This window comes from Vibrio sp. 070316B (genome assembly GCF_013114115.1).
In the GTDB taxonomy this organism is placed as follows: domain Bacteria; phylum Pseudomonadota; class Gammaproteobacteria; order Enterobacterales; family Vibrionaceae; genus Vibrio; species Vibrio chagasii_B.
In genome coordinates this window covers 37,204-51,121 of record NZ_VTYC01000012.1, presented here as the reverse complement: position 1 = coordinate 51,121, position 13,918 = coordinate 37,204, and the positions used below count along the sequence as shown (strand labels likewise).

Genomic DNA, 13,918 nt, shown 5'->3' with positions numbered 1-13,918 from the left:
GCTTCTACCCAAAACTTGTATCAACAGTGATTAAAGAATTAAGGAAAAACCATGTCTGAGATGACTCCTCGCGAAATTGTTCACGAACTCAATCGCCACATTATCGGTCAAGACAACGCTAAGCGTTCAGTTGCTATCGCACTGCGTAACCGCTGGCGTCGTATGCAGCTTGAAGAGAGCCTGCGTGTTGAAGTATCACCAAAAAATATTCTAATGATCGGCCCTACGGGTGTTGGTAAAACAGAGATTGCTCGCCGCCTAGCGAAGCTAGCAAATGCACCGTTCATCAAAGTAGAAGCGACTAAGTTCACCGAAGTTGGCTACGTAGGTAAAGAAGTTGAGACCATCATCCGCGACCTAACGGACGTTGCGATCAAAATGACGCACCAGCAAGCGATGAAGAAAGTGCAATTCCGCGCTGAAGAGCAAGCGGAAGAGCGCATTCTTGATGCCCTACTACCACCAGCTCGTGATGCTTGGGGTCAGAATGAGCAATCAAGCGAAGACACAACCTCTTCTAACACTCGCCAAATTTTCCGCAAAAAATTGCGCGAAGGTAAGCTAGACGACAAAGAGATCGAAGTCGATGTAGCTGCACCACAAATGGGGGTTGAAATCATGTCACCTCCAGGCATGGAAGAGATGACGAACCAGCTACAGGGCATGTTCCAAAACCTAGCTGGCGACACCAAGAAAAAGCGTAAGATGAAAATCAAAGACGCATTCAAAGCCCTAACTGAAGAAGAAGCCGCTAAGCTTGTGAACCAGGAAGAGCTGAAAGAGAACGCGATCTTCAACGCTGAAAACAACGGTATCGTATTCATCGATGAGATCGACAAAATCTGTAAGCGTGGCGACAGCTCAGGCCCAGACGTATCTCGTGAAGGCGTTCAACGTGACCTACTGCCTCTTATCGAGGGCAGCACAGTATCAACTAAGCACGGTATGGTGAAAACGGACCACATCCTATTCATCACATCAGGTGCATTCCAAGTGGCTAAGCCATCGGACTTAATCCCTGAACTACAAGGTCGTCTACCAATTCGTGTAGAACTTGAAGCGCTTTCAGCGAATGACTTCAAACGCATCCTAACTGAGCCAAAAGCGTCTCTGACAGAGCAATACATTGCCCTAATGAAGACAGAAGATGTGAACATTGAGTTTACTGAAGACGGCATCAACCAGATCGCTGATGCAGCATGGCGCGTAAACGAAACCACTGAGAACATCGGTGCACGTCGTCTACACACTGTGATGGAACGCCTGATGGATGAGATTTCATTCGATGCAACAGACAAAGCAGGCAGCACGCTCGTGATCGACCAAGCTTACGTAAACTCGAAGCTGGGTGAATTCGTTGAAGACGAAGACCTAAGCCGCTTCATCCTGTAGCACACGAAACTCCAACTTATTGCTCTATCTCAAAGAAATAGCAGCTAATAAGCGAATTCAAGGCCCACTTTCGAGTGGGCTTTTTATTACCTGAAAAATGGGCGTATACTCAAATCACCGCATGAAACCAATACTTACAATATAGGCGCCCTGCTAATCAAGGTGTCCTTACAACGAAATAGACTTACGATGAAACAATCTCTAATGATTTGGCTTGATGCCGCACGACCAAAAACTCTGCCTCTCGCACTCGTCTCTATTCTTACAGGAAGTAGTTTAGCGTTCGCCAACGATCAGTTCTCTTTATCGATCGCTCTGTTGGCCTTTTTAACCGCCACCCTATTACAGATTTTGTCGAACTTGGCGAATGACTACGGTGACGCAGTAAAAGGCACAGACAATGAAAACCGCTTAGGCCCAATGCGCGCCATGCAATCCGGTGCAGTAACCGCCAAAACCATGAAGCAGGCGATCATCCTCAACATCGTGTTTACTGTGATTGCTGGTCTGATTCTGATTTTTCATGCCTTAACCTCGATTGAAAGCATTCTTTCTTTCATTGCGTTAGGTGTATTGGCCATTGTTGCCGCTATCGCTTACACCGTGGGTAATAAGCCTTATGGCTATATCGGCCTTGGCGACTTATCGGTATTTATCTTCTTTGGCTTATTAGGCGTTTCAGGTACTTACTTCCTACACACTGGCCATGTGGAACCAAGCCTCTTCCTTCCTGCGTTAGGCTGTGGATTGATGGCGGTTGCAGTACTTAATATCAACAACATGCGTGATATTGAAAACGACAGTGAATGTGGCAAACGCACAATGGCGGTTCGCCTTGGACAACGCAAAGCCAAACATTACCACTTTGCGCTACTTGGGTTAGCACTGGTCTCTTTTGCTATCTACCTACTGATTCAAGAGAAACCGGTCTGGATCAGCCTGCCATTTTTGTTGAGCATTGTGATTGTCTACAAGCATGGCAAGGCCGTTTGGGAAACCGAAAAACCAGCTCAAATAGCACCTATGATGCCTGTGATTGTGAAATGCTCGCTGGTTACTAACCTATTGTTTGCAGGGGTTGTCGTAGCTCAAACTCTATTGAGTTAATTAAGACTAATCATTGCAAAGGGGTCAAGCACCGATATACTCAAAGTAAGCTCATTGTTCAAAAGGTATACTAATGGAATACAACACTTCAGCACTGTGCGACATATATTTGGATCAAGTTGATGTCGTGGAGCCAATGTTCAGCAACTTTGGTGGACGTGCCTCTTTCGCAGGACAAATCACGACATTAAAGTGCTTTGAAGACAACGCTCTGATCCGCTCGGTATTAGAGCAAGATGGTCTAGGGCGTGTGTTGTTAATCGATGGCGGCGGCTCACTGCGTAAAGCGCTGATCGATGCTGAAATGGCCCTACTTGCCGAAGACAATGAGTGGGAAGGTATTGTGGTGTATGGCTGCGTTCGCGAAGTCGATGAGCTGGAAGACATGAACCTAGGCATTCAAGCACTGGCTTCTATTCCTGTTGGAGCAAGCCAAGATGGTGTCGGTGAGCTAGACGTACCTGTTAATTTTGGTAGCGTGACCTTCTTACCGGAAGATTACCTCTACGCCGATAACACGGGCATTATTCTTTCAGCCGAACCTTTGGATGTTGAACTTGATCTCGATGCTGATGAAGAAGAGATCGAGTAGTTCTAGCTCTTCATAAATCACCCACATTAACCACGAACACAAACAAAAACGCCCGCTACTGAGTAGCGGGCGTTTTTTTAAATCTGAAGAGTGAATTACTCTACTTCATCCATTTTACCAAGAAGGTTACGGATGCGATCTTGCCATGCAGAGTGCTCTTCTTGCATCTGCTGAGTTTTTTGCTCTAACTCGTGACGGCTTGCTTTAAGCTCACCAGCTTCAGTTGCTAGTGCTTGTTTCTCTTCTTTAAGCTCTTCCACTTCCATTTGAAGAAGTGCAATCGTATCTACTGCTGTTTGAATTTTTGCTTCTAGTTGCTCTAGTACTTCAAAAGACATTCTGGCCTACCTTTAAGTTATCCATTTGATGGTGAAGGTTCACTCCACTTATTTCCCCATTCTACTCAGCAGAGCAAGGATAAACACTCAATATATTCGATATTTTGCGCCATTCGATGAAAAAAACAGCGCTTTTTACCGAATATTGACGTTAATTCTTACAGTCACACTCGCAAACCAATTATTTTGATGAATATTAGTGGTTTTTCACTGCTCATTGATCAAAAGCAATCTCCAAAAAGCAAAAAGGCAAACGTTTCCTTTTGGATATGGTAAAATCCGCCGCGAAATTTCTATTCCCCCTTTGAAAATTTTGGAGTCCGCATGAAACGCGATTTAGCAATGTCATTCTCTCGTGTCACAGAAGGTGCAGCACTGGCTGGTTACAAGTGGCTTGGCCGTGGCGACAAAAACGCTGCAGATGGCGCTGCTGTAGAAGTCATGCGTAGCCTACTAAACAAAACCGAAATCAGCGGTGAAATTGTTATTGGTGAAGGCGAAATCGATGATGCACCTATGCTATATATCGGTGAAAACGTAGGTGTAGGCGGCGACGCTGTCGACATCGCAGTTGACCCAATTGAAGGGACACGCATGACAGCAATGGGCCAATCAAATGCATTAGCAGTATTGGCTGCAGGCGAAAAAGGCAGCTTCCTAAAAGCGCCTGATATGTACATGGAAAAATTAGTAGTTGGTCCTGGTGCTAAAGGCGCTATCGACTTAGCTCTACCGTTAAAAGAAAACCTAGTAAACATTGCTAAGGCTCTGGGTAAAACACTCGACACGCTAGTAGTCACCACACTGGCTAAGCCACGTCACGACCAAGTGATTGCAGAGATGCAAGCGATGGGCGTTCGTGTATTCGCAGTGCCAGACGGTGATGTAGCAGCATCAATCCTAACCTGTATGCCAGACAGCGAAGTCGACGTAATGTACTGCATCGGCGGCGCACCTGAAGGTGTAGTTTCTGCCGCAGTAATTCGCGCGCTGGACGGTGACATGCATGGTCGTCTACTGCCTCGTCACGAAGTGAAAGGCGATACAGAAGAGAACCGTAAACACGGTGAACTTGAGTTAGAGCGTTGTGCTGAAATGGGCGTAACCGCTGGTATCGTATTGAAGATGGAAGACATGGCGCGCAGCGACAACGTTGTATTCTCAGCAACGGGCATCACTAAGGGTGACCTGCTAGAAGGCATTTCTCGTCAAGGCAATATCGCTACAACAGAAACGCTACTTATCCGTGGCCGATGCCGTACGATTCGCCGCATCAAATCAATCCACTACCTAGAGCGTAAAGACCCAGAAGTGGTTGGTCACATCCTGTAATCCTCATATCGAGTGAAACAGAATATTCAAAGGCTGATACCAAGTATCAGCCTTTTGCTTTATTGCCCTGTAAGGTTCTCACCATTGCGATTGATAGGTCAGTAACTGTCAAAATAGTAAATGGTTTGCTTTATAAACACCTTGCCTCATAATAGTAAGGTTCATGAGGTAGGGATAGTATGAAAACAAGCGACAAAATCTTACAGACCATTAAGCGTCAAGGCGCGGTAACGGCCAAACAGCTGTCAGAAGAGTTTGGCATGACGACAATGGGTGCAAGGCAACATCTGCAAAGCCTGGAAGATGATGGCATTCTCGCGTTTCATGATGTCAAAGTGAAAGTCGGTCGTCCGACTCGTCACTGGTCTCTTACTCAGCACGGCCATAGTCAGTTTTCAGACCGTCATGGTGAACTTACGATTCAAGTCATTGATGCCGTAGAGAATCTATTCGGAAAAGAAGGCTTAGCTAAAGTCGCTGCCGAGCGTGAACAACACACCTTAAAACAGTATCAATCTGCCCTGTCTGATTGTGAAAATCTAATCAGTAAGCTGGAAAAGCTCACCCAACTTCGTGAAGAAGAGGGCTACATGGCAGAACTGAAAGAACACGACGATCACTACATCTTGATTGAAAACCACTGCCCTATTTGTAAGGCTGCGACTCGTTGCCCGAGCTTGTGTCAATCTGAGCTCAACGTGTTCACCGAGCTACTAAAAGATGAGTGCTACGTCAGCCGAACTGAGCATATTATTGCTGGCGAACGACGCTGTACCTACACCCTAGTACCTGTCGCCACTGCTTAACGCTAAGTGATTGATCTTGTCTCAATATTGAGAAATCAAAAGATAGAACAAAATTTATACAGAAATCTTTCTTAAGCTTAAAGCATATGAAACATGCTTAATGCTAAGGAAGGAATGATGGCACATCCACAACCAGAGCAGAAACTACCTCCTTTTGATGAACTGGTTCAACTTGCTCAAAACGATCCCAAAGCATTCAACCAATTCAAACACGATATGTGTGAACAGATGATCTGCTCCGCTTCTGAAAGTATGCAAGGCAGACTTCGAGCTCAGCAAAGCCATCTCGATTTAGTCGTCAGCCGTTGTAAAAATCCTCACCACGTCAATGTCGTGTTGATGCAAGAGCTGCGCTGCCAGGTTTGCAAGTTCCAAGACGCGCTCCAAGGGCGCTGTACCTTAGAAGAGCCTCAGCCTGAAAATGTGGTTCCATTCAGACCTAACACTGAACCCAAAATGTACTAGATCAGACAGCTCCAGAAAGCAAAAAGGGAGCCTAATGCTCCCTTTATATTAACTGCTGAAAACTCTTATACTGGATCTTCACCGTAATCGTTGCGGCCTTCTGTGCCTTTCAACAAACCACATTCAATCAAAATCCATAAACCACACACTAATGCTGCAACCGTTGCCACCATGTGCATTGGTGATACCGAGTCCGCCGATGTTGCAGCGACAGGCGAAGCTAAACGCCCTAATACTAGCGGTACATTCAGTAGTAACCAGTAGTTAGACTTGTTACGGTCATGCCAACGCTTAGCGGTCACCGCTAAGTCTGGGATTACGAGTAGCAACAAGAAGATTGGCAGTAAAATATAGGAGTAGGCAGGAAACAGTACCGAAATCCCAGACGCAAAACCCGTGATCGCGACATAGTAGAAAATGTTCCACATCCAGTAAGTCTTGCGACCAATTCTCCCTTTGAAAGAGAGCAGTAAATCTTTCATCGACATCTAAAAATACTCAAAAAATTAATACACTACCAAAAAGTTAGCAGTAAATACTTTATTACACGAATCAGTTAATCACTTTCTGAAAACAACTTTTGTCCATATCTCGAATATTAACCGTTAGGCTTCGAACATGGCTCGCCTGTTCTTGTAAGATTTGCATTAACGAACGTGACAATTCCCGTTTCTGTTCTTCGGTACGCCCAGAAAGTAATTCAAAGCTGATATGAATAAAGTCCACACTGTCCTCTTCATCACCCACTAGCCAGTTATGACAACGTAGAGAGCGTGATTTCACAGACGGAATATCAAACAAGCCACAGTTTAATGTAACTTGATGAAGATCTTCTAGTAAACCTTGGATATTCACTCGCTCGTCCACTGAATTTGAGTACTCTAGAACTAGATTTGGCATTATTACTTCCTATTGTTAACGCAAACGTTTGTCCCTTAATACCAACTAACGATGAAAAATCCGAGAAGTTAGCTATTATTCTGTCTGTCGGATCACTGATATAAGAGCGTTATCTACTCTGACCAATCGATAAGATCCCATAAAGACATGACCACAATCATGATCTAACGCGTTTTATCTGTTATATTCTTACGAAGATTTTTTACATTAATTGATTAAATACGGAGATATTCCTATGCGTCGTCCTGTAGTGATGGGTAACTGGAAACTTAACGGTAGCAAAGCAATGGTAACTGAGCTGCTAACTGGTCTTAACGCTGAACTTGAAGGCGTTGAAGGTGTAGACGTAGCAGTAGCTCCACCAGCACTTTACATCGATCTAGCTGAGCGTCTAATCGCTGAAGGCGGTAACAAAATCATCCTAGGTGCTCAAAACACTGACCTAAACAACAGCGGTGCTTTCACTGGCGACATGTCTCCAGAAATGCTGAAAGACTTCGGTGCAACTCACATCATCATCGGTCACTCTGAGCGTCGTGAATACCACAACGAATCAGACGAGTTCGTAGCTAAGAAATTCAAATTCCTACAAGAGAACGGCCTGAAGCCAGTTTTCTGTATCGGTGAATCTGACGAGCAAAACGAAGCAGGCGAAACTGAAGCAGTATGTGCACGTCAAATCAACGCAGTTATCGACGCTTACGGTGTTGAAGCTCTAAACGGCGCAATCATCGCTTACGAACCAATCTGGGCTATCGGTACTGGTAAAGCAGCAACAGCTGAAGATGCACAACGCATCCACGCTTCTATCCGTGCAATGATCGCTGAAAAAGACGCAGCGGTAGCTGAGCAAGTAATCATCCAATACGGTGGTTCTGTTAAGCCTGAAAACGCTGAAGCTTACTTCGCACAACCAGACATCGATGGTGCTCTAGTTGGCGGCGCAGCTCTAAACGCAGCTGGTTTCGCAGCTATCGCTAAAGCAGCAGCTAAAGCAAAAGCTTAATTTAGACATCACGGTTTAAATTGAATGAAAGGTCAACTTAGGTTGGCCTTTTTTATTGTCTGTCATTTCTCAAGCCCAATAAGCAGGCATAAAAAAACCGCTGATAAATCAGCGGTTTTTAAATTCTTTAAGCTTACGCTAGGCGTTGCTTAGAATAACTCTTCTGCTACGCGGAACAGCTCAGAACGGTCTGGGTTCTGCATGTTCTCGATACAGTCGATGATGTCGTGGTGAACAAGCTCTTCTTTCTCGATACCAACACAACGACCACCGTGGCCTTCTTGTAGAAGATGAACAGCGTAGTTACCCATGCGAGAAGCAAGGACACGGTCAAACGCAGTAGGACGACCACCACGTTGGATGTGACCAAGAACCGTTGCACGAGTTTCACGACCCGTTGCAGCTTCGATCTCTTTCGCCAGTTCGTTCGCGTCCATCATTAGCTCAGTTAGAGCGATGATTGCGTGCTTCTTGCCTTTAGCAATGCCATCTTGGATGTTGCCGATTAGCTGCTCTTTATCTAGGCCAGTCTCTGGAGTGATGATGTACTCACAGCCACCTGCGATTGCTGACATAAGCGTAAGGTCACCACAGTGACGGCCCATGATTTCAACAATAGAAATACGTTGGTGAGAAGAAGACGTGTCACGTAGACGGTCGATTGAATCGATAACAGTGTTAAGCGCTGTTAGGTAACCGATTGTGTAGTCAGTACCTGCGATATCGTTATCAATTGTGCCTGGAAGACCGATACATGGGTAACCCATTTCAGTCAGCTTCTTAGCACCCATGTAAGAACCGTCACCACCGATAACAACAAGTGCTTCGATACCGTGCTCTTTAAGGTTCTCGATGCCTTTCTCACGAACAGCAACGTCTTTGAATTCAGGGAAACGTGCAGAACCTAAGAAAGTACCACCACGGTTGATCACATCAGATACGCTTGAACGGTCAAGCTTCTCGATACGGTTTTCAACAAGGCCTTGGTAGCCATCGTAAATACCGTAAACTTCAATGCCAACTGATAACGCGGTACGAACTACGCCGCGAACTGCTGCGTTCATGCCCGGAGCGTCACCACCACTGGTCAAAACACCGATCTTCTTAATCATGCTCACCCTCGATTTTTGGGAATCTATTATTCAATTCTTATTCTTGCTGATTGTATATCAACAAGATTTTAAATCTATATTTGTGCGTTATGTTACATTTCCTCAACAGGAATAGCACTTAAATCGCGAAAAATTATGTAACATTTCTACTTCTGTAAGAGTATTACAGTTTTACTCAGTAACTTTGTTGATTCACATCAGAATCAACATTAATTGTTACTAAGGTGGTTTTTGAATCACCAAAGCGTTCGCAATTTCTACTCACTCTAGTTCAAAAGCCATCCACTTACCATTTGCTGCCTAGTTTTCGTGCTCATTACCACGAATGAAACTTTTGTTGTTTCTCTGGCCCAAACACCACCGAATACGGATCTTGATGAATTAATACATCAGCATCAGGGAACACAGAGATAAGCTTAGCCTCTACTTCATCAGAAATGCGATGCGCTTCAATAAGTGGCATCTCATCTTCAAGTTCTAAGTGCAATTGAATGAAGCGAATTGGCCCCGAACGACGCGTTCGTAATTGATGTACACCCAACACGCCTTCGATGCTCAACGATGCCTCTTTAATCTGTTTTAGCTCTTCATCCGGTAGCTTATGATCAAGCAGAGATTGAATCGCTTCCATCGCCATTTGATAAGCACTGTAAAGAATGTAGATACCGATACCCACCGCGAATACAGAGTCCGCTTGGCCAATGCCAAACCAGCTCAATGCTAGGGCCAGCATGATGGCCGCGTTCATGTAAAGGTCAGATTGATAGTGTAGTGAATCAGCGGCAATCGCCTGGCTGCCTGTTTTCTTGACCACGTGTTTTTGGAATCGAACTAGGCCAAACGTCATCACTATCGCAAACAAGCTGACGTAAATACCGATTTCCGGCGAGTTGAGCTCATGAGGTCTAAAGAAACGCTCGACACCATTAAGAATGAGGAAACAAGCCGAGCCTGAGATAAACATCGCTTGTGCTAATGCAGCGAGTGATTCTGCCTTACCATGACCAAAGGTATGTTCTTTGTCGGCAGGCTGAAGAGAATAGCGAACAACCAATAAGTTAACGACCGAAGCGGCGATATCCAACATTGAATCGACTACGGAAGCCAACAGACTCACCGAACCTGTCACCCACCAAGCTGCGACTTTTACTATCAACAAAATAGTGGCGATGGTGGTCGCTGCCCAAGCGGCCAGCGTAACTAAACGTGCGTATTCTTGTTTCATAACTTGGCTATAAAGTGACTAATAGCACAAAGTATAACCTGCAAATAATCAATTGAATATGACAGCCATGATGTAAGACATTCATTTTAAGAGATCAAAAAAAGCGGCACACGGCCGCTTTTTTCTAAATACTTTCATTCAAAGCTGCTTAATCAAGCTCGAATTACTTGTCTTTGTTCATGCGTTTTTCCATTTTTTCAGCACACTTAGTCATGCGCTCTTGTTGGATTTCTTTCAGTTGAGTTTTTTGCTCAGGCGTTAGCACGCTCATCATTTCGTGTTGCTTCTTAAGCATTGCCACGCGTCGCTCAGTTTGCTTCTCAACCATTTGGCTTGCTAGGTCGTTCGCTGCTGCTTCATCGAAGTTTTCAGCTAATACCAATGCTTGAACTTTCTCATGGTGCGCTTTCATTTGCGCCATTTTGTCTGACTTGTTGCCCGCGTGTTTTGCTTTCATCTCAGCACGGTTCGCTTCACGCATCTCTTTTAACTGTTCTTTTTGTGCATCAGTTAGTTCTAGTTGACGCATCACTTTCTTGTCGAAGCCACCACATTTACCGTGCATGCCTTTGTGGTCGCCCTTGTCACCGCCGCCAAATGCATACGCACTTGCTGTACCTAACATAAGTGGAAGTGCCGCAGCTGCTAGTACAAGTTTCTTCGTCATTTTCATAATTGTTGCCTCAATTCGGTATAATAAGTCATGTATTGCGTCTGTATCTCAGCGCTTGAATATAGATTAGTCTTTCCCTCGTAAAGTGACGTTTAGAAAGCGTAAAGAATCGTAAAGAGTGAAAGCTGACGAATAATTAGCAGTATTATTAACCTGTAACTAACCGATTAAGGCTTTCCCATGGCGAACATTCTTCTTATTGATGACGACACCGAGCTAACGAGCTTACTTAAAGACATTCTTAGCTTTGAGGGCTTCACTGTTTCTGAAGCCAATGATGGCTACGCAGGGCTCGAAGCGATCAATGATGAGATTGACCTGATTCTTTTGGATGTGATGATGCCGCGCCTGAACGGCATGGAAACACTCAAGAAGTTAAGAGAACATTGGGAAACGCCAGTGCTAATGCTGACGGCGAAAGGGGAAGAGATCGACCGTGTGATCGGCCTGGAGCTTGGTGCAGATGATTACTTACCAAAGCCGTTTAGCGACCGCGAGTTACTCGCTCGTATTCGCGCCATCTTGCGCCGTACGCAAACCACGAGTACTCCAAAAGCCGCCAGCGATAGGATCCAATATCAAGACATTGAGGTCTTCCCGGGTAAGCAAGAAGCTTACTGTAATGGTCAGCTCATCGACCTTACTACCACCGAGTTTGCTCTATTGAGTCATCTGATTCAAAACCCGGGTCAAGTAATCACCAAGGAAGCGTTAAGCTTAGATGTATTGGGCAAAAGGCTTGCAGCATTTGACCGTGCGATAGACATGCACATCTCTAACCTACGTAAAAAGATTCCAGAACGTAGCGATGGTAAATCACGCATCAAAACCTTACGTGGTCGTGGCTACCTATTGGTAGAGGAGGATTAATGCGCATTCCTAAAATCACTAGCTTATATGGACGTATCTTTGCCATCTTTTGGTTCACCATGTTACTGGTGCTTTTATCCGTACTCTCACTACCACATCTAGACCCGCGAGTAGCGCGTGATGTGCCCGCCGATCACCTCAATAAATTAGAACGTATCGCCAAGGCTACAGAGAAACGCTACGCCAAAGAGCCTAATCTCGGCAAAATTGTCTTTCAACTTGAAGCACCACGCAGCCGCAAAGACTCTCGTGCACGTCTCTATCTGACCGATCTTGAAGGTGCAGTCCTAACCTCCAAAAGACATTCAGACTACAAACTTAAGGCGATTCGCAACTTTGTAACCTCAATTGATAACCCAGAAGTACCAAAGCAGAAGCTTTACGGGCACTACATGGTTGCTGGTCCTGTACCAATCAAGCTGGCAGGTGAAGAACTACTTATGTACGCCGGAGTAAAGTGGAACCAGCCGCCGCCGTTCTTACTGCGACTATTTGATAGACCACTGCAGCTGTTGCTTGCCGTGATGCTAGCCAGTACCCCACTATTACTTTGGTTAGCTTGGGCACTCAGCCAGCCAGCTCGCCGACTTGAACGTGCTGCACAACGTGTAGCGAAAGGCGAATTCGAAGTCGATCCAACACTTGAAAAAGGCACATCAGAATTCAGACAAGCGGGTGAAAGCTTTAACCAAATGGTTGAGGCCGTAAACCAGATGATCTCAGGGCAACAGCGCTTGCTTTCTGATATCTCACACGAGCTACGTTCGCCTTTAACACGGCTTCGCATGGCCAATGCACTGGCGATTCGTAAGCAAGGAGAGAGTCCAGAACTCGAGCGTATTGATACAGAAGCGCAACGCTTGGAACAGATGATCAGTGAACTACTGACCCTCTCGCGCATGCAGGTTGATAGCCACATTACTCGTGAAGTTCAGCCGATATCGAGCTTGTGGGAAGAGATCTTAAAAGACGCGCAGTTTGAAGCCGAACAGATGGGTAAAGAGCTGACATTCTCAGAAATCCCTGAGCGTTCAATTTCAGGTAATCCTAAGCTACTGATGAGTGCCTTAGACAACATTACGCGCAACGCCATTTACTACGGAAAAGACCAAGTCGATGTGCAATTCCACGTAGTGCAAGATCAGCTGACTATTTGCGTCAATGACAACGGTGATGGTGTGCCTGATGATGAACTCGATTCTATCTTCAGACCTTTCTACCGTGTTTCTACCGCTCGTGACCGTAATTCTGGTGGCACCGGGCTTGGGCTGACTATTACCGAGAGTGCGATTCGCCAACATAGCGGAACGATTACCGCGAGCCGCAGTAAACTCGGTGGATTACAGCTCGAAATTACTCTGCCTATCCTGCCACTGTAATACCCCCACAAAGATCGCAGTTGATAATGATTGTTATTATCATTATGGTAAATCCTCTAATTAAGGAGGATTTACCATGTCTCACATTTTCCCTGAGCTGCCCTACGCCTACGATGCTCTAGAACCCTACATCGATGCAAAAACGATGGAAGTGCACTACAGCAAGCACCATAGAACCTATTACGATAAGTTTGTTGCTGCGGTGTCTGGTAGCGAGCTTGAACAGCAATCTCTCACTGAAATCTTCGCTAATATTTCTCAGCACAGCCCAGCAGTTCGTAACAATGGTGGCGGCTACTACAACCATATTTTGTATTGGAACTGTATGTCTCAAGACGGTGGCGGAGAGCCGACAGGCGAGCTTGGTCAAGCGATTAAAAGCACATTCGGAGATTTCACAACATTCCAAGATCAGTTCGCTCAAGCCGCTATTAATACCTTCGGTTCTGGCTTTGCTTGGTTAGTAGTAGAAAAAGGACAACTGAAGATCATCTCAACCTCAAACCAAGACAACCCTTGGATGGATACAGTTGCCAGTAATGGTGAGCCGATTCTGGCGCTCGATGTTTGGGAGCACGCCTACTACATCAGCTACCAAAACCGCCGTCCTGATTACATCAACGCATGGTGGAACGTAGTGAATTGGAATGCGGTTTCTGAAAACTACGCACAAGCACTCACGAATAAAGCATAAGCTAATGGTGGTGAACTGTACTCACTC

Annotated in this window: 16 protein-coding genes; 10 read left to right on the top strand and 6 right to left on the bottom strand. The window is 45.4% G+C overall.

All coding sequences use genetic code 11. The features are described 5' to 3' along the window. Positions 1-51 precede the first annotated feature (51 nt). The 3 genes from hslU to rraA all read left to right on the top strand — a co-directional run bounded on the left by hslU (position 52) and on the right by rraA (position 3,091). Positions 52-1,392 carry an HslU--HslV peptidase ATPase subunit gene (gene hslU / locus F0251_RS11330; protein WP_061033610.1) on the top strand — a complete coding sequence of 447 codons (1,341 nt, stop codon included), beginning with the start codon at positions 52-54 and terminating at the stop codon, positions 1,390-1,392. A 189-nt stretch (positions 1,393-1,581) separates the two neighbouring features. Beyond that, on the top strand, positions 1,582-2,499 hold the full coding sequence (locus F0251_RS11325) for a 1,4-dihydroxy-2-naphthoate polyprenyltransferase (RefSeq protein ID WP_061033609.1): 918 nt from the start codon (positions 1,582-1,584) through the stop codon (positions 2,497-2,499). Between the two features lie 73 nt (positions 2,500-2,572). Beyond that, positions 2,573-3,091, top strand: coding sequence for a ribonuclease E activity regulator RraA (gene rraA / locus F0251_RS11320; RefSeq protein WP_171731007.1), 519 nt, complete (start codon positions 2,573-2,575; stop codon positions 3,089-3,091). Between the two features lie 95 nt (positions 3,092-3,186). Here rraA and zapB read toward each other — a convergent pair whose 3' ends face one another. Beyond that, positions 3,187-3,429, bottom strand: coding sequence for a cell division protein ZapB (gene zapB, locus F0251_RS11315; RefSeq protein WP_008219652.1), 243 nt, complete (start codon positions 3,427-3,429; stop codon positions 3,187-3,189). A gap of 324 nt (positions 3,430-3,753) precedes the next feature. On the opposite strand from zapB, the gene glpX reads away from it, so the two are divergent. From glpX to F0251_RS11300, 3 genes are all read left to right on the top strand, one after another. Next, positions 3,754-4,761 carry a class II fructose-bisphosphatase gene (gene glpX / locus F0251_RS11310; RefSeq protein WP_102424375.1) on the top strand — a complete coding sequence of 336 codons (1,008 nt, stop codon included), beginning with the start codon at positions 3,754-3,756 and terminating at the stop codon, positions 4,759-4,761. 179 nt (positions 4,762-4,940) lie between these two features. Continuing rightward, positions 4,941-5,567, top strand: a complete 627-nt coding sequence (locus F0251_RS11305) for a metalloregulator ArsR/SmtB family transcription factor (RefSeq protein WP_171731006.1) — start codon at positions 4,941-4,943, stop codon at positions 5,565-5,567. A gap of 117 nt (positions 5,568-5,684) precedes the next feature. Next, on the top strand, positions 5,685-6,032 hold the full coding sequence (locus F0251_RS11300; RefSeq protein WP_061033607.1) for a DUF3135 domain-containing protein: 348 nt from the start codon (positions 5,685-5,687) through the stop codon (positions 6,030-6,032). Between the two features lie 65 nt (positions 6,033-6,097). Here F0251_RS11300 and F0251_RS11295 read toward each other — a convergent pair whose 3' ends face one another. Together F0251_RS11295 and F0251_RS11290 are read right to left on the bottom strand one after the other, a co-directional pair. Continuing rightward, entirely contained in the window at positions 6,098-6,520 is a 423-nt protein-coding gene (locus F0251_RS11295) for a DUF805 domain-containing protein (protein ID WP_008219645.1), read from the bottom strand. 64 nt (positions 6,521-6,584) lie between these two features. Next, positions 6,585-6,932: a 5-carboxymethyl-2-hydroxymuconate Delta-isomerase gene (locus F0251_RS11290; protein ID WP_008219643.1), complete on the bottom strand. Its 348-nt coding sequence runs from the start codon at positions 6,930-6,932 to the stop codon at positions 6,585-6,587. Positions 6,933-7,167: 235 nt separating this feature from the next. On the opposite strand from F0251_RS11290, the gene tpiA reads away from it, so the two are divergent. Beyond that, a complete protein-coding gene (tpiA, locus tag F0251_RS11285; protein WP_008219641.1) occupies positions 7,168-7,938 on the top strand; it encodes a triose-phosphate isomerase in 771 nt (256 codons plus the stop codon). Positions 7,939-8,087: 149 nt separating this feature from the next. Here the strand turns inward: tpiA and pfkA are convergent, their stop codons facing one another. The 3 genes from pfkA to F0251_RS11270 all read right to left on the bottom strand — a co-directional run bounded on the left by pfkA (position 8,088) and on the right by F0251_RS11270 (position 10,948). Further along, positions 8,088-9,050, bottom strand: coding sequence for a 6-phosphofructokinase (gene pfkA, locus F0251_RS11280; protein WP_008219637.1), 963 nt, complete (start codon positions 9,048-9,050; stop codon positions 8,088-8,090). A 316-nt stretch (positions 9,051-9,366) separates the two neighbouring features. After that, positions 9,367-10,275, bottom strand: a complete 909-nt coding sequence (gene fieF / locus F0251_RS11275; RefSeq protein ID WP_061033605.1) for a CDF family cation-efflux transporter FieF — start codon at positions 10,273-10,275, stop codon at positions 9,367-9,369. A 163-nt stretch (positions 10,276-10,438) separates the two neighbouring features. Beyond that, positions 10,439-10,948, bottom strand: a complete 510-nt coding sequence (locus F0251_RS11270; RefSeq protein WP_061033604.1) for a CpxP family protein — start codon at positions 10,946-10,948, stop codon at positions 10,439-10,441. 180 nt (positions 10,949-11,128) lie between these two features. On the opposite strand from F0251_RS11270, the gene F0251_RS11265 reads away from it, so the two are divergent. The 3 genes from F0251_RS11265 (at position 11,129) to F0251_RS11255 (ending at position 13,891) form a co-directional block, all read left to right on the top strand. Next, positions 11,129-11,818 carry a response regulator gene (locus F0251_RS11265; protein WP_061033603.1) on the top strand — a complete coding sequence of 230 codons (690 nt, stop codon included), beginning with the start codon at positions 11,129-11,131 and terminating at the stop codon, positions 11,816-11,818. Further along, positions 11,818-13,197 carry an envelope stress sensor histidine kinase CpxA gene (cpxA, locus tag F0251_RS11260; protein ID WP_061033602.1) on the top strand — a complete coding sequence of 460 codons (1,380 nt, stop codon included), beginning with the start codon at positions 11,818-11,820 and terminating at the stop codon, positions 13,195-13,197. The genes F0251_RS11265 and cpxA overlap by 1 nt, the downstream gene beginning before the upstream one ends. Positions 13,198-13,273: 76 nt before the next feature. Beyond that, entirely contained in the window at positions 13,274-13,891 is a 618-nt protein-coding gene (locus tag F0251_RS11255) for a superoxide dismutase (RefSeq protein WP_171731005.1), read from the top strand. The last annotated feature ends 27 nt before the right edge of the window (positions 13,892-13,918 follow it).